The sequence below is a fragment of the Halomicrobium mukohataei DSM 12286 genome, from assembly GCF_000023965.1.
Lineage (GTDB): Archaea > Halobacteriota > Halobacteria > Halobacteriales > Haloarculaceae > Halomicrobium > Halomicrobium mukohataei.
The window spans coordinates 165,968-187,532 of sequence record NC_013201.1 but is presented as its reverse complement, the minus strand read 5'-3'; the positions used below and the strand labels follow the sequence as shown (position 1 = coordinate 187,532).

At 65.0% G+C, this 21,565-nt stretch carries 19 protein-coding genes and 1 pseudogene; 15 read left to right on the top strand and 5 right to left on the bottom strand.

Going from position 1 to position 21,565, the window contains the following annotated elements; all coding sequences use genetic code 11:
* Positions 1-184: 184 nt before the first annotated feature.
* From HMUK_RS16300 to gdhB, 3 genes are all read left to right on the top strand, one after another.
* On the top strand, positions 185-3,043 hold the full coding sequence (locus HMUK_RS16300) for a bacterio-opsin activator domain-containing protein (protein ID WP_012807544.1): 2,859 nt from the start codon (positions 185-187) through the stop codon (positions 3,041-3,043).
* 101 nt (positions 3,044-3,144) lie between these two features.
* Positions 3,145-3,288, top strand: a complete 144-nt coding sequence (locus tag HMUK_RS17370) for a rubrerythrin-like domain-containing protein (RefSeq protein ID WP_012807543.1) — start codon at positions 3,145-3,147, stop codon at positions 3,286-3,288.
* Positions 3,288-4,583, top strand: coding sequence for a glutamate dehydrogenase GdhB (gdhB, locus tag HMUK_RS17980; RefSeq protein ID WP_012807542.1), 1,296 nt, complete (start codon positions 3,288-3,290; stop codon positions 4,581-4,583). The genes HMUK_RS17370 and gdhB overlap by 1 nt, the downstream gene beginning before the upstream one ends.
* Positions 4,584-4,790: 207 nt before the next feature.
* Here gdhB and HMUK_RS17975 read toward each other — a convergent pair.
* Positions 4,791-5,933 (bottom strand): annotated as a pseudogene (locus tag HMUK_RS17975) (PAS domain-containing protein); the annotation flags it as partial.
* A gap of 92 nt (positions 5,934-6,025) precedes the next feature.
* Entirely contained in the window at positions 6,026-7,579 is a 1,554-nt protein-coding gene (locus tag HMUK_RS16290; protein ID WP_012807541.1) for a globin-coupled sensor protein, read from the bottom strand.
* 167 nt (positions 7,580-7,746) lie between these two features.
* Here HMUK_RS16290 and HMUK_RS16285 point away from each other — a divergent pair, with 167 nt between their 5' ends.
* The 6 genes from HMUK_RS16285 (at position 7,747) to HMUK_RS16260 (ending at position 13,786) form a co-directional block, all read left to right on the top strand.
* Positions 7,747-7,935, top strand: coding sequence for a hypothetical protein (locus HMUK_RS16285; protein ID WP_012807540.1), 189 nt, complete (start codon positions 7,747-7,749; stop codon positions 7,933-7,935).
* A 4-nt stretch (positions 7,936-7,939) separates the two neighbouring features.
* Positions 7,940-8,713, top strand: a complete 774-nt coding sequence (locus HMUK_RS16280) for a sulfite exporter TauE/SafE family protein (protein WP_012807539.1) — start codon at positions 7,940-7,942, stop codon at positions 8,711-8,713.
* Positions 8,714-8,715: 2 nt separating this feature from the next.
* Entirely contained in the window at positions 8,716-11,055 is a 2,340-nt protein-coding gene (locus tag HMUK_RS16275) for a heavy metal translocating P-type ATPase (RefSeq protein ID WP_012807538.1), read from the top strand.
* A gap of 141 nt (positions 11,056-11,196) precedes the next feature.
* On the top strand, positions 11,197-11,514 hold the full coding sequence (locus tag HMUK_RS18095) for a hypothetical protein (RefSeq protein ID WP_012807537.1): 318 nt from the start codon (positions 11,197-11,199) through the stop codon (positions 11,512-11,514).
* 2 nt (positions 11,515-11,516) lie between these two features.
* A complete protein-coding gene (locus tag HMUK_RS16265; RefSeq protein WP_012807536.1) occupies positions 11,517-12,035 on the top strand; it encodes a cupredoxin domain-containing protein in 519 nt (172 codons plus the stop codon).
* A 2-nt stretch (positions 12,036-12,037) separates the two neighbouring features.
* Positions 12,038-13,786, top strand: coding sequence for a b(o/a)3-type cytochrome-c oxidase subunit 1 (locus HMUK_RS16260; protein WP_012807535.1), 1,749 nt, complete (start codon positions 12,038-12,040; stop codon positions 13,784-13,786).
* A 33-nt stretch (positions 13,787-13,819) separates the two neighbouring features.
* Here the strand turns inward: HMUK_RS16260 and HMUK_RS16255 are convergent, their stop codons facing one another.
* Positions 13,820-14,536 (bottom strand): helix-turn-helix domain-containing protein, encoded by a 717-nt coding sequence (locus tag HMUK_RS16255; protein WP_012807534.1) that lies wholly within the window; start codon positions 14,534-14,536, stop codon positions 13,820-13,822.
* A 109-nt stretch (positions 14,537-14,645) separates the two neighbouring features.
* Between HMUK_RS16255 and HMUK_RS18065 the strand changes: the two genes are divergently transcribed.
* From HMUK_RS18065 to HMUK_RS16240, 4 genes are all read left to right on the top strand, one after another.
* Positions 14,646-14,771: a hypothetical protein gene (locus tag HMUK_RS18065; RefSeq protein WP_012807533.1), complete on the top strand. Its 126-nt coding sequence runs from the start codon at positions 14,646-14,648 to the stop codon at positions 14,769-14,771.
* A 102-nt stretch (positions 14,772-14,873) separates the two neighbouring features.
* Positions 14,874-16,454 (top strand): FAD-binding domain-containing protein, encoded by a 1,581-nt coding sequence (locus tag HMUK_RS16250; RefSeq protein ID WP_012807532.1) that lies wholly within the window; start codon positions 14,874-14,876, stop codon positions 16,452-16,454.
* A gap of 114 nt (positions 16,455-16,568) precedes the next feature.
* The gene (locus HMUK_RS16245) at positions 16,569-17,333 is read left to right on the top strand and encodes a DUF7847 domain-containing protein (RefSeq protein WP_012807531.1); all 765 of its coding nucleotides are present in this window, start codon (positions 16,569-16,571) and stop codon (positions 17,331-17,333) included.
* 216 nt (positions 17,334-17,549) lie between these two features.
* Positions 17,550-17,789 carry a hypothetical protein gene (locus HMUK_RS16240; RefSeq protein WP_012807530.1) on the top strand — a complete coding sequence of 80 codons (240 nt, stop codon included), beginning with the start codon at positions 17,550-17,552 and terminating at the stop codon, positions 17,787-17,789.
* Positions 17,790-18,455: 666 nt separating this feature from the next.
* Here the strand turns inward: HMUK_RS16240 and HMUK_RS16235 are convergent.
* A complete protein-coding gene (locus tag HMUK_RS16235; protein WP_012807529.1) occupies positions 18,456-18,782 on the bottom strand; it encodes a DUF7521 family protein in 327 nt (108 codons plus the stop codon).
* A gap of 1 nt (position 18,783) precedes the next feature.
* Entirely contained in the window at positions 18,784-19,131 is a 348-nt protein-coding gene (locus HMUK_RS16230) for a winged helix-turn-helix domain-containing protein (RefSeq protein WP_012807528.1), read from the bottom strand.
* A 300-nt stretch (positions 19,132-19,431) separates the two neighbouring features.
* Here HMUK_RS16230 and HMUK_RS16225 point away from each other — a divergent pair, with 300 nt between their 5' ends.
* Together HMUK_RS16225 and HMUK_RS16220 are read left to right on the top strand one after the other, a co-directional pair.
* Positions 19,432-20,379 (top strand): hypothetical protein, encoded by a 948-nt coding sequence (locus HMUK_RS16225; RefSeq protein ID WP_012807527.1) that lies wholly within the window; start codon positions 19,432-19,434, stop codon positions 20,377-20,379.
* Between the two features lie 112 nt (positions 20,380-20,491).
* Positions 20,492-21,448 carry a hypothetical protein gene (locus HMUK_RS16220; RefSeq protein WP_126967183.1) on the top strand — a complete coding sequence of 319 codons (957 nt, stop codon included), beginning with the start codon at positions 20,492-20,494 and terminating at the stop codon, positions 21,446-21,448.
* Positions 21,449-21,565 lie beyond the last annotated feature (117 nt).

The window sequence follows — 21,565 nt, the reverse complement described above, 5'->3', positions numbered from 1 at the left end:
GTCTGGTACAGCGGTCGTTCCGACGGTGAGACAGCTCCCAGTAGGCCACGGACCGTAGCGTTTTGTCTCCGGGGTTCAATTGTCAACCATCCATGTCCACGTCACGTACGCGCGACGTTCGTCGCCGACGCTCTCTCTCGTCCCGCCACGACGAAACGGCCTGCGACTCACTCGCCGGTCGCTGATGGCTCTGGACTCACTCGCGTCTGCACGCATTCTGCTGGTCGGGTCCTCGGAGTGGGTCGACGACGCTGCGACCGCGTTCGACGAGCGGACGACGCTCCTGCGGGCCGACACCGCCGACGCGGCGCTCACGCTGGTCGCCGAGCAGTCGCCGGACTGTCTGGTCACGGCGTACGACCTCCCCGACTCGACCGGGGTCGCCCTCCTGGGAGACGTTCGCGACGTGGCCCCGACGCTCCCGGTCGTCGTCGGTGCGGCCGACGGCAGCGAATCGGCAGCCAGCGACGCGATCGCCGCTGGCGTCGACGACTACGTCGTGATCGACGAAGCGGCCGACCGACCGAGCGACGTGCTCCTCGACCGGACGAGGGGGGTACTGGAAGCGACGCCGGACCGCGACGGTCACGAGCGACGGGCACGCCAGTTCGAGGCGATGTTCGCGGACGCGCGGACCGCGACGTGGGTGCTCGACCCCGACGGCTCGCTCGTGCGAGCGAACCAGACCGCTCGCGAGATCGGCGACGACGCGGCGTCGGCACAGACGGGTGGCCCGTTCTGGACGCTCCCGTGGCTGTCGGGCGACGAACGCACCAGGGCCGACGTGCGACGCCTCGTGGAGCGTGGCGTCGACGGGGCGTTCGCCCACGCCGTCGTCACGCTGGCGGCGATCGACGGGCCGTCGCGAGTGTTCGACCTGTCGGTCCGGCCGGTCGACGACGGCGGCAGCGTCGATTCGATCGTCGTCGAGGCCGTCGACATCACGGACCGGGTCGAACTCGAACGCGACCTTCGCCGATCCGAGGAACTCCACCGAGTGACGCTGAACAACATGACCGACACCGTCCTCATGACCGACGAGGACGGGGAGTACACGTACGTCTGCCCGAACGTCCACTTCATCTTCGGCTACACGGCCGCGGAGATCCGCGAGCAAAAGCCCATCGAGGAGCTGCTGGGGGAGGACCTCTTCGACCGCGAGGAGCTGGCTCGGCGTGGCGTCTGCAAGAACATCGAGTGTACGGCCACGGACAAGGCCGGACGCGAACACACGCTCCTGGTCAACGTCCGGGAGGTGTCGATCCAGGACGGGACGCTCCTCTACAGCTGTCGGGACATCACCAAACGCAAGCGCCGCGAGGACGCGCTGGCCGCGCTGCACGGGACTGCACGGCGGTTCCTCTACGCGGAGACCCACCAGGAGATCGCACAGCGCGTCGTCGACGACGCCCCGGCAGTCCTCGGCGTCGACGCCGTCGCGGTGTACCTGTTCGACGACGCGGCCAACGAACTCCGGCCGGCGGCGTACTCGCCGTCGGCGACAGAGCTACACGGGCCGCTCCCGACGGTCGCGGTCGACGACGAGACGCTGCCGGGACACAGCTTCGTCGCGGACGACACGCTGTTTTTCGACGACGTTCACCACGCGGACCGACTGGACAACCGGGCGACGGAGTTTCGCGGGACGACCTACATCCCGCTGGGTGACCACGGCGTGTTCGTCGCCGCCTCGCCCGAGGTCGGTGCCTTCGACGACGTGACCCGAGAGCTGTCGGACCTGTTCGCTGCGACCACCGAGGCCGCACTCGACCGCGTGGCCCGCGAGGCACAGCTCCGCGAGCGAGATCGGCAACTCCAGCGCCAGAACGAGCAGCTGTCGGCGCTGAACCGCATCAACGACACGATCCGCGAGATCGGGCGGACGATCGTGCGAGCGGAGACCCGCGAGGAGATCGACCGGGCGGTCTGTGAGCGACTGACCGACGGCGACCGGTTCAGCTTCGCGTGGATCGGCTCCGTCGACCCCGCACACGAGGTCCTCGAACCGCGGGCCTGGGCCGGCGACGAGCAGGGGTATCTCGACTGCCAGTCGTTCGCCGTCGGCGCGTCCGACGCCGAACCGTCCGGCCAGGCCGCGGCGACGGACACCGTGACTCTGGAGACGAACGTCGCGGCCGGACTGCGAGACGAGCCCTGGCGAACGGAGGCGCTCCGGCGCGATTTCACGTCCGTCCTGAGCATTCCGCTCGTGTACAACGACCTCAGCCACGGCGTCCTCTCGGTCTACGCCGACTCGAAGGACGCCTTCGACGAGACGGCGCGGGCGGTGCTCGCCGAACTCGGCGAAACGATCGCGTCGGCGCTCAGCGCTCTCGAACGGAAGAACGCGCTCCTCACGCCGTCTGTCACCCGCGTCGAGTTCGCGGTCGACGATCCGACCTTCCTCCTCTCGCGGCTCGCCGACCAGGCGGAGTGTACGGTCAGCTATCAGGGCGGCATCCGACAGACCGACGCGGGTAGCGCCCTCTTTCTCACCGTCGAGGGTGCGCCGGTCGACGCCGTCGTCGACCACGCCACCGAGATGGCGGCGGTCGACGAGGTGCAGGTGGTCAGCGCCGACGAGAACGGCGGCGTCGTGCGGCTCGTCGTGGCGCGCTTTCTCGCACAGGAGCTGGCCGACCACGGCGCGCTCCTCCGGGAGGTCACCGCCAGTCAGGGGGGCACCGAGCTCCGTGTCGACGTGCCAGAGCGCATCACCGTGCGGGAGATCACGGAACTGATCGGCCAGACGGTGTCCAACGTCGAACTCCGCTCCAGACGGAGCGTCGAGCGACCCACACAGCACGACGTTCGCTCGACCGTCCTCGACGAGATGACCGAGCGGCAACTGGAAGTGGTCCAGACAGCCTACTACAGCGGGTTCTTCGAGTCGCCCCGAGAGACCAACGGCAAGGAACTCGCGGCGATGCTCGACATCTCCCCACCCGCGTTCTACCAGCACGTCAGAGCCGTCCAGCAGAAGCTGTTCACGGCGGTGTTCGAGGCATACGGACTCCTGGAGTCTGGCAGGTTCAATAGTTAACCACGACCACCGCCATGCACCTCGATAGTGAACCACTGAATACTCCCTAAAACACCTAATACTCCTTAACCGAGTGCCGCCGATGGCACTCGTGACCCTACATGAGAGATGTCAATCAGGAGCCCGAAGAAGAGACGCCGTACGAGTGCTTCGACTGTGGAACGATCGTCGTCACCGAGGACAAGCCGACCGCCTGCCCGGAGTGTGGCGGCGAGATACGGAACCGCCTGACACCGATCGAGTGATGGCCTCAGAATCAGTAGCGGCCGACCGCGACGAGTCGGAAGCGGCGTCGGACCCGGAGTCCGCCGTCGAAACGGCGCGCCGACAGCTCTACCGAGCCGCGGCCCACCTCGACATCGATCCCGCCATCGTCGAGCGGCTCAAACACCCAACGAAGGTCCAGGAAGTTACCGTCCCCATCGAGCGTGACGACGGCTCTGTCGAGGTGTTCACGGGGTATCGAGCCCAGCACGACAGCGTCCGTGGACCTCACAAGGGCGGTCTCCGGTACCACCCCGAAGTGACCAGAGACGAGTGTGTCGGCCTCGGGATGTGGATGACCTGGAAGTGCGCGGTCATGGACATCCCCTTTGGCGGAGCGAAAGGCGGGATCGCAGTCGACCCCAAGCGACTCAGCCCGTCCGAGAAAGAGCGGCTCACGCGTCGATTCGCCGAGGAGATCCGTGACAGTATCGGCCCGAACAGGGACATTCCGGCCCCGGACATGGGCACCGATCCACAGACGATGGCCTGGCTCATGGACGCCTACTCGATGCAGGAAGGCGAGACGGTGCCCGGCGTCGTGACGGGGAAACCGCCGGCCGTCGGCGGGAGCTACGGCCGCGACGAGGCCCCTGGCCGGAGCGTCGCGATCGTCACCCGCGAGGCCGTCGAGTACTACGAGACGGACCTCTCGGCGACCACGGTCGCGATCCAGGGGTACGGCAGCGTCGGCGCGAACGCCGCCCGACTCCTCGACGACTGGGGCGCGACGGTCGTCGCCGTCAGCGACGTCAACGGCGCGATCTACGATCCGGACGGCCTCGACACCCACTCGATTCCCAGCCACGACGAGGAGCCAGAGGCGGTTACGCGCCAGTCGGTCCCCCACACGATCACCAACGACGAACTACTCGAACTCGACGTCGACGTGCTCGTTCCGGCCGCGCTCGGCAACGTCCTGACGGCCGAGAACGCCGCCGACGTGCGGGCCGACCTCGTCGTCGAGGGTGCCAACGGACCGACGACCAGCGCCGCAGACGAGATCTTCGCCGACCGCTCGCTCCCCGTGATTCCCGACATCCTCGCGAACGCGGGCGGCGTCACGGTGTCGTACTTCGAGTGGCTCCAGGACATCAATCGCCGCTCCTGGTCCAGAGAGCGCGTCAACGACGAACTCGAAAGCGAGATGCTCGCCGCGTGGCGCGACGTTCGCGACGCGTTCGACGAGCGAGACGTTCGGTGGCGCGACGCCGCCTACACCGTCGCCCTGGAGCGCATCGCAGCGGCCCACGAGGCCAGAGGTCTCTGGCCCTGAGCTGTTCACTCTGCCCGGCTCCCGCCGGGGAGGACGAGTGTGACGGCGCTCCCTCGTGGCTCGGCGTCGTCGAACTGGAGTGTGCCGTCGACGGCGGTCACGATCCGTTTGACCAGCCAGAGCCCCATTCCGCTGCTGGTAATCGACCGCAGCGATCAGTTCACTCGCACCCTCGATCGCGTGCTCGTACTGCCGGAGCTGGGACTCTCGCCGACGCTGTTCCGTCGTGTCGTTTTGAATCGCGACGTACGACACCACCTCACCGTCGTCGTCGGTCAGGGGGGCGATCGTCTGATGGGCGTAGTACAGCGCTCCCGACTGCCGGCGGTCGCGGATCTCTTCTTCCCACACGTCGCCGCTCGTGATGGTCGACCACAGGTCCTCGTAGTACTCCTCGGACATCGTGCCAGAGGAGAGGATCGCGGGCGTCTTCCCGAGCACGTCGTCGCTATCGTATCCCGTCATCTCCTCGAAGGCGGGGTTGACGTAGGTGATCGTGCCGTCCGGGTCGGTCATGTAGATGGCGTGTCCGGCCGCCTCGACGGCTCGCTGGAACTGTCGGAGCATCTGCTCGTCGGCTCTCCGTTCGTCGATGTCCCGCACCACCAGCACGGTCGCCGGGCCGTCGCTCCAGCGGACTCGCGTCGCGGTGACTTCGACCGACAGTTCTCGGTCCTCGCTGGTCGTCAGGGTCGCTTCGAACTGCTCGACTGGCTGGTCGCCCGACTGTACGGCAGCCAGCGACGCGGTGAGGTCCCGTCCGTCGGGCGGCGACAGCCACGACTCGATGGGACGGTCGGCGGCCTGACCTCGGTCGTCGAGGGCCAGCAGATCGAGGCCGGTCGCGTTGACGTACTTACACTGACCGTCGCGAACGACGCTGATCATGTCGTTTGCAGCGTCTAACAGCGTAGTAGCTCGCGTCTCGGGATCGAACAGGCCCTGCTGGCTACGGTGGTAGTCGACCGCGTCGACGACGAGCGTCGCCAGCTGATCCCACTGGTCGTCGTGACGCCCCTTGACGAGATACTCCGTCACGTCGGCGGAGATCGCGTGGCTGGCGATCTCTTCGGTCCCTTCGCTGGTGAACAACACGAACGGGAGCATCGGTGACTTCGTCCGGACCGATTCGAGAAACGCGAGCCCGTCCGTGTCGGGCAGATCGTGGTCGCTGACGATGCAGTCGACACCCCTGTCGCCAGCGAGTCGTTCGATCGCCTCTCCGACCGTCCCCGCCGTGGTGACGGTGAGGGAGTCGTGTTCGCCGAGGTGGCGCTCACAGGAACTCGCGAACGAGGGGTCTGCCGTCACCGCGAGCACGCGCACGCGCTCACTCCTGTGGGTGGTCATACTCGGCCGGAGTGGATTGACCGGGATATGTCTTTCAGGACGGGCCGAATATGTTCAACGACACCACGGGCGGTACGCGCACGCCGAGGCGCTCACTCGCCGAGTCGCTCCGCCGTCTCGCTGATCTCGCGGATCGTCTTCGTTTGCTCTTCGTTTGCGGCTGCGACTGCCTCTACCTCGTCGGCGACCTGGTCGGCCTGGTCGACGAGTTCGTCCACCATACCCGCCACCGCCTCTGCAGAGGCCGCCTGATCGTCGGTCGCGTCCGAGACCTCGTGGATTCCACGAGAGGCCTCGGCCACGACGTCGACGATCTCCTGGAGGGTCTCGGTCGCCGATTCGACCCGCTCGATTCCGCGGTCGACGTCCTGCGCGGTCGCTTCGAGACTGGCGACTGCGTTCTCGGTGTCGGCCTGGATCTCCTCGACCATCTCCTCGATCTCGCTGGCGTGTGTGCGAGATTCCTCGGCGAGGCTCTTGACCTCGTCTGCGACGACGGCGAAGCCGTCGCCGGCCTCGCCGGCACGGGCGGCCTCGATGGAGGCGTTCAGCGCCAGCATGTTCGTCTGATCGGAGATGTCGTTGATCATGTCCACGATCTCGTCGATCTCTGCGACGCGCTCTTCCAGCCGGTCCACGTCGCTGACGACGTCTCCGGACGACTCCTGAACTCGCTCCATCGCCTCGATCGCGTCGGCGGCGGCGGTCCGCCCGTCCTCGGCGAGTCGCTCGGCACGCTCGCTCGTGGCCGCGACCTCGTCGGCCGTCGAGGCGATCTCCTCGACGGTCGCGCTGACGTTGCTGATCTCACGGCCGACGGTTTCGGTCGTCCCTGCCTGTTCGCGAGCGATGTCGCTGATTTCGTCGGTGCTGGTGGCGACGTCCTCGGCGGAGTCACGGAGCGTCCGAATCGGATCTGCGAGGTCCTGTTCGATATCCGTCATGAGCTGCTCGCGCTCTTCGATCGACTGTTCGAGCTCCTGACTGTAGGAGTGGATGTACGTGTCGGCGACGACCTGCATGTCGAGGTTGACGATCCGCAACACCGCGAGGATCTCTTCGAGGCCGCGATCCAGTTCTTCGCCGACGATCTCCTCGACCGACTCTCGGGTTCCTGCCTCGACCGCCTGGGGACCGCCGTCGCCCGCGAGAGCCGCTGTGTCTGTCAGTCGGTCGACGAGCCGTTCCTCGATCCGGTCGAACAGGAGCGGGAAGATGAGGTCGTAGTAGACGCCGTACTGACCGATGTAGTGTTTCATCGGCATTTCGAGCAGATCGTGGATCTTGCCGATCCGTGCCCGGTCGCGGAAGTAGTCCATTCCGTACTCTCCGCTGGCGAGGGTCACGAGATACGCGGACTGGGTCTCTTTGAGCTGCTGGAGGGACTTGTCCGACCGACCGATCACGTCGCTGGTCTGCTGGTGATCGGTCAGGTTGTCGTAGAAGCCGTCTGCGATCTCGTCGGTGTGGGCCCGAAACAGCTCTTCGAGCTCCGAGAGGTGCTGTTCGTCGGTCTCGTCGAAGCCGACGAACTCCTTTCGCCACTCGATTTCCGACTCGTCTATGCCACACGCGGCGACGAGCGAGTCGACGTCGAGGAGGGCGTTGAGGCCGCCGTCTCCGAAGGTGTTCGACCAATCTTTCATACCGAGAGAGAAAAAACGCCCGAAAGTAAGCCTGTCCCTCCGTTCCCAGCAGTGATAACTCCAGGGCATCCGGGCAATCCGAAGGGCCCACTGCCCGAGACCAGCTCTGTCGGGAGTTGTCGAGAGACAACCTCTGATTTACTTTCCGGTGTGGTGTACTGGACTCTATGACACGGATCCCGCTCTCGTGGCTGCCGCTGGTGGGACTGCTCACGATCCCGTCGGCACTCGCGTTCGTGATCTGGCTGGAGCCCGTCGCGGTGCTCGCGATCCTCAATACTGTCCTGATCGTGGTCGCCGTCCGCATCATGTTCGATTCGGCGGACGAACTGCGTCTACCCGGCGGCCTCGCCTGACTCGATGTCTGTCCCGCAGGTGTCTGGTGCCCTCTCTGGGCAGGTCGAGCTGGTCGTCTTCGCGCTCGTCGGGCTGCTTGGTGGTGTGCACTGTCTGGGCATGTGCGGACCGCTGGTGACTGTCTACGCCGATCAGATGGGGACAGACGGTCCGGCGACCTGGCGGACGATCCGCCAGCACCTGCTGTTTAATCTGGGTCGGACCGCGAGCTACACCGTTCTCGGGGTGCTGTTCGGCGGGCTGGGTGCGCTGCTGTACGACGCTGCGGCGGTCGCGGCCGTCGCGAACGACGTTCGCGCGGTCGCCGGTCTGGTGATCGGCGGTGTCATCCTCCTCGTCGGCGCGAACTACTTGTTGACGGGAACTGGGGGACTGTTCGGTCACGCCCCGACACCGGCGGTCTTCGAACGGGTGAGTACTGCGTTGCTCGACCGAATCGAGCGGTGGGTTCGTGGCCCCCAGATCGTCGCGCTCGGCGCGGCCCACGGGGTCCTCCCGTGCCCGTTGCTGTACCCCGCGTTTCTGTACGCCTTCGCGACGGGATCGCCGGTCCGTGGCGGCGTCGCGCTCGCCGTGCTGGGGCTGGCGACGGTGCCGACCGTCTTTGCCTACGGCGTCGCGTTCCAGTCGATCTCGCCGCGATTTCAGGGACCGCTCCACCGCGTCCTCGGCGTCACGTTCTTGCTGCTTGGCTACCTCCCGCTGGCACACGGTGCGATGTTACTGGGCATCCACCTCCCGCATTCGAGCATTCCGATCTACCAACCACTGGGATAACTATGGGCGAGTGTACTCTCTGTGGCCTGCCGACACCCGATCCGCCCCACACCGCTCCGGACGTGGACGGTGCCTTCTGCTGTCAGGGGTGCCTGACGGTCGCCCGCACGCTCGACGACGCGCCCGCCGACGCCGATCCCCAGACGGCCGTCGACACCGGGCCAGACGTGGACTCCGTCGATGGCGATCGGGCCTACTTCGACGTCGACGGAATGCACTGTGCCACCTGCGAGACCTTCCTCGAAGCCACCGCGACCGACGCTCCGGGCGTTCGGGCCGCCGAGGCCAGCTACACCGCTGGGATGGTCCGTGTCGTCTTCGATCCGGCGACGGCCGAACCCGACGCGATCGCGGACCGCATCTCGGGGCACGGCTACGACGCGACCCAGGAGGGCGCGGCGTCGGCCGACGACGCCCAAGAGACCGTCGGTCGTCTCATGGTCGGTGGCTTCTTCGGGATGATGGTGATGGCCTGGTACGTCCTCTTTCTCTATCCCGTGTACACGGGCGTCGCGCCGTCGTCGCTGCTCGTCGACCTGGACGGTCCCGCGGGTGGGTTCCTGTTCGCGAACGTCTGGGTCATGGCGACGGTCGTGGTGGCCTACACCGGCTATCCGCTGTTCCGTGGTGCGGTCGTGAGCCTGCGGGTCGGCCACCCGAACATGGACTTGCTCGTGGCGATCGCGGCGGCGACGGCCTACGTCTACAGCACGATCGCGATGGCGCTCGGTCAGACGGATCTGTACTTCGACGTGGCGGTCGTCGTCGTCCTCGCGGTGACCGTCGGCGACTACTATCAGGAGCGTGTCCGCAGACGGGCCATGGGCCGCCTCGCAACGGTCTCCGACGAACGAGCGGACGCGGCACGCCGCCGGACGGCCGACGGCATCGAGTCGGTTTCTCGGTCGGCAGTCGACGGCGGTGACGAACTGGTAGTCAAAGGTGGCGAACCGGTCCCCGTCGACGGGACGGTCGTCGAAGGCACGGCCGCGGTCGACGAGTCACTGGTCACCGGCGAGTCGCTGCCCGTCTCGAAAGCCACCGGGGACGCGGTTCTCGGCGGGACGACGGTCACGGACGGTGGGGTCGTCGTCCGCGCTGACGAGGACCCGACGAGCACTGTGGACCGACTCGCAGAGACGCTGTGGGAGGTACAGAGCGCGACACCCGGCGCACAGCGCCTCGTCGACAGGATCGCGGCGGTGTTCGTCCCGCTCGTGTTCGTCCTGGCTGTCGGGACGCTGGTCGTCCACCTGCTCGCGGGCACTGGAGCGACCGCGGCACTGTTGACCGGCCTGACCGTCCTCGTCGTCTCCTGTCCCTGTGCACTGGGTCTGGCGACGCCGATGGCCGTCGCCGCTGGGATTCGAGACGCTCTCGACGCGGGCATCGTGATCACCGACGACACAGCCCTGGAGACGGCACCGGCGGTCGAGACTGTCGCGCTCGACAAGACGGGCACCCTCACCACTGGATCGATGACCGTTCGGACGGTCGTGGGCCACGACGAGAGCCTCGCGTACGCCAGCGCCGTCGAACAGTTCGCGACCCACCCCGTCGCGGAGGCGATCTCCGAGGCGGGGACACCGCCCGACGAGCCCGTCACGGCCTTCGAGACGATCCCCGGACGGGGCGTGCAGGCGACAGTCGGCGACAGGACCGTGCTGGTCGGCGACGAGTCGCTGTTCGCGGCGCGGGACTGGACCGTCCCCAGCGGCGTGGCCGCCACCTACGACGGTGCCGGTGACGACGCGATCGCGAGCTACGTCGGCTGGGACGGGCGCGTTCGCGGTGCCGTCGTCGTCGGTGACGAGGTGCGCGAGGGGTGGCAATCGGTGCTCGATCGCCTCGCGGCCGACCGCCGCGTCGTCGTGATCACGGGCGACGACCGGGCGGCAGCCGAACAGTTCGCGTCCCACCGCTCGGTCGACGAAGTCTTCGCCGGTGTCCCGCCCGAGGCCAAGGCCGCGGTCGTCGATCGGCTGGGGGTCGACGGCACCGTGGCGATGGTCGGCGACGGGAGCAACGACGCGCCGGCACTGGGGGCAGCTGACCTCGGGATCACCGTCGAGAGTGGCACACGGCTCGCGTTCGACGCGGCGGACGTGGTCGTCACCGACGACTCTCTCGCCGCGCTGCCAGAGGTGTTCGCCACGACGGAAGGGACCCGCCGACGGATCCGCGAGAACCTCGGCTGGGCGTTCCTGTACAACGGGATCGCGCTGCCACTCGCCGTCGTCGGTGTCCTGAACCCCCTGTTTGCCGCCGTGGCGATGGCGACCAGTAGCCTGCTCGTCGTGCTCAACTCGACCCGTCCGGTCGGTAGCGAGGCGGGGTCGTAACCGTCGACCACGGTGCCGTCCTCCCGAAGTTGTCCTGTGACAACCCAGAGTACATGTCAGTTCGCTCGAAGCCAACCGAGTATGAGGGGTCTCCAAATAGCACTGGCCACAGCGTCGGGTGGTGGTTCCGGCGGGAGTCGCATGTTACTTCTGACGACCGCGATCGGCCTCGGAGTCACCGCTGGTATTCTACTACTCAGCTATCGGTTCGGGTGGCACGATCAGCCCGACACGTCGTTCGAGTCGCACGGCGACGAGCGAACGGACACACAGCGAGCAGCCGGGGTGATGTACGAGTCGTCGGTGGCCGAATCCGAGACGGAGTCGGTCGACCACGACGCGTTCGACCCCGTCGGGACGGCGACGTTGCTGGCTCTTTACTTCGCCGTCGTCTCCCTGACCTGGCTGTTCATGTACTTCGTCGAGTTCCTCGACAACGGACCAACGGTGATCGGGTGACTATGCACGTCCACAGATTTGAACGCATCTGGCTGGTGGGATCGCTGCTGTTGATCGCTCTGTTCGTCGCGACGGTGACCTACGGGGCCGTCGGTGCTGGCTACGGGATGGTCGACGCGGAGGGTGGACAGGTCGACGGGACCGACCCCACCGCGAGCGAGAACGTCCGCGAACCCGGTGTCTACAACGGGAGCGAAGACGGCCACTACGACGTCTACGTCGAAACGCAGCGGTTCCTGTTCGTCCCCGGAACGAACGAGCCAATCCGCGTGCCAGCCAACAGTACCGTGACGTTCCACGTGACCAGCCGTGACGTCCTCCACGGGTTCGAGATCGTCGGCACGAATATCAATACGATGACTGTTCCGGGACAGAAGGCGATGGTCACGGCCGAGTTCGACGAGCCCGCGGAGTACGGCATCGTCTGTAACGAGTACTGTGGCAGCGGCCACCACACGATGGAGGGATCACTGCAGGTGGTCCCACCGTCGGAGTTCAACGAGACGAGTGAGGTGCAGTAACGATGGCACATGCACACGACGACCCGACCAGCGAGAGCCGAGCACAATCCGAGCTGACTGCCGGCAATCGAGTTGCCTTCGTCGACCAGTATCCCACCGCGGCACGCGTGACGCGACTGTGCTTTGGCGTCTCGTTTACCGCCCTGTTGATCGGTGCGGTGCTCGGGATCGTCCAGGCGCTGCACCGAACGAACGTCTTTCGGGGCGTGATCAGCTCGGTCGACTACTACACGGTGCTGACCGGTCACGGCGTCTTGCTCGCGCTGTTCTTTACGATCTTCTTCCTCTCTGGGGTCTTCTCCTGGGGCGTCGCCCGGAGTCTCGACCGCGACCTCCTCTCGCGGCGCTTCTCGCTGTTCTGGTTCGGGCTCCAGCTCGTTGGTGCCACTGCGGTCGCCCTGGCTATTTTCGGCGGCTTCGTCGGCGAGATCCCGTTCGAGGCAGACGTGCTCTACACCTTCTATGCGCCCCTGCAGGCCCATCCGCTGTTCTACGCTGGACTGGCGGCGTGGCTCGTCGGCACGTGGCTCGCGGGAGCCGACTGGATCCGCCTGTACGTCCACTGGCGGCGTGACAACGGCGGTGAGCGGATCCCACTCCAGACGTTCATGGTGTTGACGACGACGCTGATGTGGTACATCGCTACCATCGGGGTCGCCGTCGAGGTGCTCGTGTTCCTCCTGCCGCTCTCGCTGGGGCTGATCGACAGCGTCGATCCGCTGTTGACTCGGACGCTGTTCTGGTACTTCGGCCACCCGGTCGTCTACTTCTGGCTCATGCCGGCGTACTTCGCGTGGTACACGATCCTGCCCAAGCTCGCCGGCGGCCGGCTGTTCAGCGACCCGCTCGCGCGCGTCGTGTTCGTCCTCTTCTTGATCCTCTCGACGCCCGTCGGATTCCACCACCAGTACGCGGACCCCGGGATCGCGGAAGGGTTCAAGTTCGTCGCGATGACCAACACGATGTTCCTGTTGCTCCCGAGCTTCCTCACCGCGTTTACCGCCGTCGCGAGCATCGAGTACGGCGCTCGACAGCGCGGCGGGAAGGGCTACCTTCGCTGGATGACCGCCCTGCCGTGGTCGAATCCGGCCTTCGCCGGGTGTGCGCTCGCCGGCCTGATGTTCGCCGCGGGCGGGTTCTCCGGGATCGTCAACGCGGGCATGAACATCAACTCGCTGATCCACAACACGCTGTGGGTGCCGGGCCACTTCCATCTCACCGTCGGGACGGCCAGCGCGCTGACGATGATGGCGATCAGCTACTGGCTGTACCCACAGGTCACGGGCAAGCGCCTCCAGTTCTACGGTCTCGCACAGATCCAGCCCTACGTCTGGTTCATCGGGATGGCCCTGATGTCCAACGCGATGCATCGGGCGGGACTGGCCGGCGTCCCGCGCCGGACCGCCGAGCCGCAGTACCAGCAGTTCTCCTTCGAGGCGGTCTTCGGATCGGTCCCGGAGATGCGGCTGCAGATCGCGGCCGGCGCTCTGCTGTTGACGATCGGTGCCCTGCTGTTCGTCACCGTGATGGTTGGCACCTGGCTCGCAGAGCGTGGCCGCGGACGGCTCCGTGTCGACAGCCACCTCCCCGAACCGATCTCTGGGGTCTCGGACAGTCCGCGCGTGCTGGACAACATGAAGCTGTGGGTCGTCGTGGCCGTCGTCCTCGTGGCTATCGCATACGGCTTCCCGATTTACTCGATGCTGGCAGACGGGGCGTTCAATCCGGCTGCTCCGCCGGTGCCCGTCTGATCTGCGACCTTCTCGATCGAGACCGAGACGCCGTCACGTCGACGAGAGGAAGGCGTCGACCAGTTCCGCCTCGGCTCGCCTGAGTCGGTACGAGACGGTCGAGCGGGGCTCGTCGAGCCGCGACGCGACCGCTTCTAGCGTCGTTTCCCGCGGCGTCTCGTAGTATCCCATCTCCGCTGCGAGTTCGAGCACACGGCGCTGTTCGGGGCGCAGCGACAGCGAAGCCAGTGGGTCCGCCGGTGGTGTCGTGACCGTTTCGAGGTGTTCGAACCGGAAGGTAATTCCTTCCCTGAGCTTCCCGCCGATCGTATCGTAGAGCAGTCCGATCCGCTCGTCGGTCTGCATCAGGACGCGCCAGCGCTCCTCTGTCCCCCGCCGCGTGACTTCGATGAGGACCGCACCCGGCAGATAACGGTTCGCGACCAGCGAGACGGAGTCACAGCTGCTCGCGTCGACGATATGTGTGTACACCGTCGCCTGACCGCCCGAGGACGCGAGCACCTCGCTGTGGCGATCGCCGCCACAGCGCCTGTCGCTGATCGAGAACCCGCCGTACTCGTCGCTCGTGAGCAGCCCGGCCGCTCGCTCGACCGACTCCTGGCCGCCGCTGAGACGATCCAGCCGCCAGAACTCGCGGTCGGTCATCGGACAGATCAGCGTCGTCGCGTGCATCTCGGGAGCGTCGATGAACACGTCCATCACGGCATCGGCTCCCTTCGCGTAGTTCAGTGTGAAGACGAACTCCCGCATCTAGCTGCACTGATTTCCCGAGGGGCCAGTCTCTTTCGGTCTCCCCGTCGACTGACGGTTGTCCTGGGCCAACGGAGGATTCACGTAGTCGACTCCCCGACGGTGAGGTATGAGCGATACGGGCACTGGTGAACAGTCGATGCCGTGGTTTCTCAAGATGATCATCCTCGTTGCCATCCTCGTGGTGCTTTTCATCGTCGCCATCGATCTGCTGACCTTCGCGGGAGCGCTGTAACGGCCGGTCGGGGTGGCCGTGTGCCGGCGTTTCCGTCGGCACCCGCTCTCTGTCACCTACGGAACCGTCAGTTGCATTCGGCTCCAGTACCGAGAGTCGGTGATGAGCGACGGGCCGACAGCGGTGACACCCGACGCCGACGACGTGCCGACGACGACGGACGGCTGTGTCGTCTGGCACCGCCGCAATCTCCGGACGACCGACCACGGCGCGCTCTCGTACGCGGGCGAGGAGTACGACACCGTCTTGCCGCTGTTCGTCTTCGACCCGCAGTTCTACGGTAACGACGGACTCGCCTGTGACGCCAGACTCCTCCTCCTCCACGAGTCCGTCGAGAGTCTCCGGCGACTGTACGAGGCTGTCGGGGGAACGCTCAGCTACGCCCACGGTGATCCGCTGTCGGTGCTCTCGGCTCTGGCAGCGGCCGGCTGGGACATCGTCGCGACGGCCGACCCGACCGCACGCTACGGGCGTCAGCGAGACGACCGGGCCGCGGCACACTGTGACGTGCGCTTCGTCGACAGTGACGGGCTGGTTCGAGACCAGGCGTGGCCGCGTGCGGGGTGGAGCGACCGCGTCGAGGCGTGGTTCGAGTCGTCGCCCCACTCCTGGGACCCGGCCGACGTTTCGTTCGCCTCGCTGCCGGGGACGGTGTCCGTCGCCGATATCGAGCGTACGTACGACGTACACGCGGCGAAGACGACGGTCCCACCCGGCGGCCGAGCGGCGGGGGCCAGACGACTCCGACAGTTCGTCGCAGACATCGAGCAGTATCCCGGCAACATCTCCGCGCCGACAGACGCACGGACCGGTACCAGCGGGCTCTCGCCGCACCTCCGGTTCGGATCGCTGTCGGTACGGGAAGTCTACCGGTACGTGATGGACAACGCACCGCCGTGTACCGGCCGCGAGATGTTCGTCTCCAGGCTCTACTGGAACAAACACTACCACCAGAAACTGGAAGACTGGAGCGGCTGGACGACGACGGCGGTCAACCCCGCAATGCGAGGGTGTCGGGCGGAGTCACACGACCCCGAGCTGGTGACTGCCTGGAAGCGGGGGACCACCGGCTTTCCCATGGTCGACGCGTCCATGCGGTGTCTCGTCGAGACCGGGTGGCTCAACTTCCGGATGCGAGCGATGTGTGCGAGCGTCTTCGCCGACCTGTTCCAGCAGCCCTGGCAGATCGGCGCGGACTTCTATCACTACCACCTGATCGACGCCGATCCGGCGATAAACTACACCCAGTGGCAGTCACAGGCCGGTACGGTCGGAACGAACCTCATGCGCATCTACAACCCGATCAAACAGGTGCGTGACAACGATCCCGACGGCACGTTCGTCTCGACGTACGTCCCGGAACTGGCTCCTCTCCCGGCCGAGTACCTGCCACGCCCCGAAAAGACACCGCTCCACGTTCAGGAAGCGTGTGGCGTCGAGATCGGCACGGACTATCCGTACCCCGTCGTCGAGTACGAGGCAGCCAGACAGCGTGCGATCGAGCGCTACGAACGTCTCGAACCGGCCGCCCGCCAGGCCCTCCAAGAGCCGGCGGTCGCTCGACGAGCGTCACTGTCCTCGCAGTCACGGCCACCGGACGGGTCGGACGACACGTCGACGGTGACCGAAGCGGGTCCACAGCAGCGCGGCCTGGACGCGTACACGGAGACAGACAAGGAGTGAACGCCAGCGCCGGTTCGGCCAGTACTCGGCGTGACCACGCCGTCCCCAGTGACGGTTTTCTGGCTCGGAAAACCGGCGTCCGGGGTTATGCCGTCGGGCGGCATCTGGCTATCTATGGGTGTCCTCCAAGCACTCCAACGTACGCCCGGCGCACTCAAGCGTGCCCCCGGGCTGTTGGTCCCCCAACTGATCGTGTTCGTACTGTTGCTCCCCCAGTTGCTGTTGCAGTCGGCAGCGCCGCTCCTCTCCTCGCTGGTCTCGCTTGGCGTCTCCGGAATCTTCCTCGTCGTGACGCCCTTCATCCAGGGCGGGATGTTCGGCATGGCCGACGAGGCACTGCGGGGCCGGAGTTCGCTGTCGCGGTTCTTCACCGACGGGAAGTCGAACTACGTGCAGTTGTTGCTCGCCTACGTGCTCTTGCTGGTCGTCAACGGCGTTCTCGGCGTCGTCGCCGTGTTCGCTGGCGTCGGCGCGTTGCTGGGCCACGGCACTGCCGGACTGGTGCTCCTCGCCGTCGTCGCCGTCGTCGGCCTCCTGTACCTCCTCGTGACGTTCTTCGTCCAGTTCTACGGACAGGCCATCGTCGTCGACGGGGAGTCCGCGATCGCTGCGTTCGCGCGGAGCTACCGCGTCGTCCGGGCGAATCTGCTCGGAACGATCGGCTATCTGGTGATCGCGGTGCTCGTCGGCGGAGTGGCCGGCGGACTCTACGGCGGCCTGTCGGTGCTGGCGACGCCCGAAGCCGCGGCGTACGGCCTGCCGTCGCTCTCGATCCCGCTGCTCGTCGTCGTCGGCCTCCTGGCAGCGGTCGTCGGGAGCGTCGTCTCGGCGTTCTCGCTGACGTTCTCCGTCGCGGTCTACGACGAGTTCACGGTCTGACGCCGTCGGGAACGGTCCGTCACTTCGAGTGGCGGATGTCCGGCAGCGAGAGTCACGTACTGTCGTTCTCGTCATTTCGGACTGCTCAGTACAGAGAACTCACGGATCGCTGGGTACGGGGAAACCAATGTGTAGAGAGTAGTCATCAGTATATCTGAACGACATGCCGACTTTTATATCGAATGGCTGAAAAACCACATTGAGGTGACTGTATCGATGGGTATGCTTGAGTCGTTCGGCGGCCTCGTCAGTAGTATTATCGCATCAATCATCATGCTCGTGTTCGCCATCCTCAGTTTCTTCGTCACCGTCTTCGTCGTCAACGCCGGAGCAGGACTGGCTGGTGTTACTCCGGATGAGGGTGGGTTCATCGTTCTCGCTGCCGCAATTATCGCTGGCGCTGCGATTGCCGCTGGTGCTGCACCGCTGACCGGACTGAGCAGAGACGATACCTGATCAATCAGTTCGCACACATCTCAGTATCTGGTTACGAAATGGGTAGAAGTGTGAACGACCCCGAACTAATCGCCATCCGTGGGTGATATCCAATATCATCGTAGCCTTGATCGTCAGTCATGAAGATAATTATATTGGGTGGACCGTCGGTCACGGTCTTTGAGGAGACATTGCTTTGCGGTGCTTGGCAACCGGCAGCTATTGTGGATACTGATGAGGTCGCAGCAAGGAACGCACGCCGGGTCGGTTTCGGGTTCTCGCGTGTCGACGAATGATCAGACGTTGTCACTTCCCGGTAATTAAGTGCCGCAGCTAATAGTTCCAGTGGAGGCTAAGTCTCGTCGTGGGAGGACGAGTTTTGCACCTCACGGTAGGTTCAAAACGACCGAAGGGTATGCGACTTTCACCAATCGCATTTGTTCACGAGATACTCTACGTCCGTTCTATAACTGAGTCCTGTCCCGTCTATAGTAGCCATTGAAAATCAATGCACACCCGATCGCACGACGGCAGTGCGATCGGTGTGTAAATCGTTTCAATTGTTACTATAGTTCGCATATCGACAGAAACCACGCGCAAATGGATTGAAAGCGACATCCAGAGAACTGCACTCCGGTAGCCTTCGAACTGGTGACGGCCGTAGTGCCGGCTCCCCATGCCGCCGAATTAGGTGCGGCGGTACAGGGAGTAGAGGATGGTGACGAGGCCGACGACCTCGATCGTCCTGGTGAGAATCGGAACGTAGTAGCTGTAGACGATCGGCCCGAAGCCGAGGACAGTTCCGGCCGACGTGACGACCAACGAGACCACGAAGGGGACGACCGTGAGCAAGACCAGTCCGACCGCGAGCAACAGCATCGGTTGGCTGTCGTTGCGCCGGTACCCGCGATACGCCTGGAACACGATCGCGAAACTGAGAACCAGGCCCAGCAGCGTTACTGCCAGTAGCGCGAGGTAGTGTGCGTACAGTCCCGTGCTGCCGGTTTGTATCATGTTAGATCCCCTCCCAGAGGTTGGTAAAGCGGTCGGCGGGGTCCTCGGGTTCGCCCGCGTCGATCGTCACCGAGAGCTCTCCCTCGTCGAGTTCGACGGTGAGTCGATCGAGACACGCCTCGAAGACAGTGTAGTGGTGGCCGTTCTGTCGCACTTTCGTCTGTTCTACGAGCAGGTCACACTCGACGAGCCGTTCCGTCCGCCGGTAGATCGTCGGCAAGGACGCGTCACATCGGTCGCTCAACGTTTTGGCTGACATCGGTTCGACACTCGTCTGAGTAAGGATCTCCCGTGCGTACTCGTCGTCGAGGAGTGCGAAGATATCCTCGTCGGCGGGATCCTCACTCACGGTCGGCCCTTCTGGACGGACCAAGTAATAGCTACCACTTCTTTTCCAGCTCGGAAAATCGGGTGGTGCTCATACTGCCGGCTGTACGTCTGTACAGACTGTTGCGACCCCGTGGTCGCGAATATTTTGAAACAGTGACAGCCAGCAGTCTCAGATCGCCGCGGTCCCTTTCTGGCCTACAGACACCGACCGCCCTCGCCACGCTGGACGGATCTGTGTCGGAGACGCTCCTGCCGGTCGACTGTTCCGACACGGAGACAGTCCGTAGAATTGAACTCAGCGGGTGACAAATCCCGCGGCATGGCCCTCCACGTTCGACAGACGATCACCGGCGGTCTCGCACGCGCGCTCTCGCGAAACGGCGCTCTCCTCGTGGCGACGTTCTTCGTTGCGAGCGTCCTCCAGGGCGCGTTCGTGTGGGTGCTGGCGACGACGTACATTCCCCTCGGCACGAGCGGGGCGATGACACCGGCCAACACGCCGGCACCCGGGACGGCGCTCCCGGCGTTGGCGTCGGCGGGCGCTGCGCTGCTGGGTGGACTCACCGGCGGGATACTCACGCTTCCCATCCAGGTGGTCGCCGTTCGTGCGCTCGTCGACGACGGGCGCGATCACATCCCCGAACAGTTGGTCTTTCGATCGCTCGGCTGGGCGACGCTGCGGCTGTTCGTCGCCTCCCTGTTGAAGATAGCTGTCATATTTGTTCTGACGATGCTCAGTATGATCGCCGTCTTTCTGGCGGCGATCGGGGTTTTCCTGGTGCTCCCGGAATCACTGCAGACGACACTCGTCGGCTCGTGGTACGCGTCGCTGCTCCTGGTCCCGGTGTTCTTGCTGGCGACCCTTCCGATCGGTGTCGTCGTCGTGGTGTTCGCCTTCGTCGATCACGAGATCGTCGTCCGGGACGCGTCGGTCCCGTCGGCGTTCGTTCGGAGCTGGCGCGTCGTCGCCGGCAACCGACTGCGACTGGGACTCGCACTCGTCGTCCCCTACGGGGTGAACATGGCCTTTAGCCTGCTTTTCGGACAGCTCACGCCGGACGCGACGTTCCAGTCGCCGACGTTCCTGGCCAGCCAGGCGATACTCTCGCTGGAGTCTGCGGTGGTCTCGATCGTCGTTCTCGGTATCACCGCTCAGGCGTGGGTCCAGCTGACCGGTGTCGACGGCCCGCTCGAAGCGTACTGGAACGCGAGCGACACGGGATCGAGTCCCGCTCCAGACGGTGCCGCGACGGACGCGGTCGAGTGAACGCCCGCTCCGTTCTCGACGGTATCGACACTGTCTGTGATTCGATCGTTTCCGAGAGTAGGCGCAGGCGGTCGTCGTACCCATCTGGATGGGCCCCATCCGTGGTCTTTGTGTGAGTGGGATCGGGGTGAAGCGCTGGCGAGTCAGTGGTGTCTCTGAGAGCGACTGGACGGTCGGCTGGCCCTGTTGTTGGAGATGGTGGAAGAGTTCCTCCTCGTCGGTGACCGATAGCGACGGTGATGGTATTCCGGATTACCGCGAAGAAGCCGGCCTGCTAGTAGGTAACGGAACGAGAATCGAGACAGACCCGACTGCGGCCGACACCGACGGAGACACCCTCACTGACAGTCAGGAGTTCGACTTCGACGATCCCGAGACCCATCCGACGACAGATCGGGAATTCTATGACACTGTCAGCGATCCGAACAAGCGGGACACTGACGGTGACGGTCTGAACGACGACATCGAACGGGAGGGCTGGGATATTCCGGTCGTCTCAGCTGACGGCGCTGACAGACCGCTCCGCTTCGACTCAGCGTGCCAGCAGCGAGAAACGGACAGCGGGACCATCGAATGGAAGGGAGAAGACTGTACGCCAAATGACGATGTCCTTCAAGTCTCGTCTAGCCCGCTTACCGCAGATACCGATGGAGACGGTCTCACGGACGATGTCGAGCGTAACCGAACCTACACCGATCCGACCGCAGAGCAGACGTACGCGATTACCGATCGTCACGAGCAGTATCTCAAGCCCGTGCTGGAAGCGAAGCTCGAAGGGATCGGCGTGCCGGTTTCACGAGTCCGCAGTGGCGACGGTGATATCGAGCTGACGGACGCAACCGACGACTTCGACTTCCAGTTCGACCGCGTCGAAGGCCCCGACGAAGACTTCGATGCACCAGGCCGGATCGATCGTCTGACGCTCGAAGAGACAGACCTGAGCGGGGCTCCAACTGACACCTGGTACGCGAACAAGCAAGAAATCCGCACAGACCCTTGGGTTTCAGATACTGACGACGACGGACTTACTGATGGACAAGAAGCTCGGTACCTGACAAGAGTTGAATGAATTCTCAGACAAGGCTGGCGGCCTGACACGGATCCAACTGCGCCAGATACCGACGGTGATGGACTGATCGATGGTGAAGATAGATGTCCCACAGAGGCGGCAGTACAGGGCCAGACT

Bases quoted from the DNA above. Each gene is read 5' to 3' on its own strand.
- HMUK_RS16300 (WP_012807544.1), top strand. From the start codon at position 185: ATGGCTCTGGACTCACTCGCGTCTGCACGCATTCTGCTGGTCGGGTCC.
- HMUK_RS17370 (WP_012807543.1), top strand. From the start codon at position 3,145: ATGAGAGATGTCAATCAGGAGCCCGAAGAAGAGACGCCGTACGAGTGC.
- gdhB (WP_012807542.1), top strand. From the start codon at position 3,288: ATGGCCTCAGAATCAGTAGCGGCCGACCGCGACGAGTCGGAAGCGGCG.
- HMUK_RS16290 (WP_012807541.1), bottom strand. From the start codon at position 7,579: ATGAAAGATTGGTCGAACACCTTCGGAGACGGCGGCCTCAACGCCCTC.
- HMUK_RS16285 (WP_012807540.1), top strand. From the start codon at position 7,747: ATGACACGGATCCCGCTCTCGTGGCTGCCGCTGGTGGGACTGCTCACG.
- HMUK_RS16280 (WP_012807539.1), top strand. From the start codon at position 7,940: ATGTCTGTCCCGCAGGTGTCTGGTGCCCTCTCTGGGCAGGTCGAGCTG.
- HMUK_RS16275 (WP_012807538.1), top strand. From the start codon at position 8,716: ATGGGCGAGTGTACTCTCTGTGGCCTGCCGACACCCGATCCGCCCCAC.
- HMUK_RS18095 (WP_012807537.1), top strand. From the start codon at position 11,197: ATGTTACTTCTGACGACCGCGATCGGCCTCGGAGTCACCGCTGGTATT.
- HMUK_RS16265 (WP_012807536.1), top strand. From the start codon at position 11,517: ATGCACGTCCACAGATTTGAACGCATCTGGCTGGTGGGATCGCTGCTG.
- HMUK_RS16260 (WP_012807535.1), top strand. From the start codon at position 12,038: ATGGCACATGCACACGACGACCCGACCAGCGAGAGCCGAGCACAATCC.
- HMUK_RS16255 (WP_012807534.1), bottom strand. From the start codon at position 14,536: ATGCGGGAGTTCGTCTTCACACTGAACTACGCGAAGGGAGCCGATGCC.
- HMUK_RS18065 (WP_012807533.1), top strand. From the start codon at position 14,646: ATGAGCGATACGGGCACTGGTGAACAGTCGATGCCGTGGTTTCTCAAG.
- HMUK_RS16250 (WP_012807532.1), top strand. From the start codon at position 14,874: ATGAGCGACGGGCCGACAGCGGTGACACCCGACGCCGACGACGTGCCG.
- HMUK_RS16245 (WP_012807531.1), top strand. From the start codon at position 16,569: ATGGGTGTCCTCCAAGCACTCCAACGTACGCCCGGCGCACTCAAGCGT.
- HMUK_RS16240 (WP_012807530.1), top strand. From the start codon at position 17,550: ATGGGTATGCTTGAGTCGTTCGGCGGCCTCGTCAGTAGTATTATCGCA.
- HMUK_RS16235 (WP_012807529.1), bottom strand. From the start codon at position 18,782: ATGATACAAACCGGCAGCACGGGACTGTACGCACACTACCTCGCGCTA.
- HMUK_RS16225 (WP_012807527.1), top strand. From the start codon at position 19,432: ATGGCCCTCCACGTTCGACAGACGATCACCGGCGGTCTCGCACGCGCG.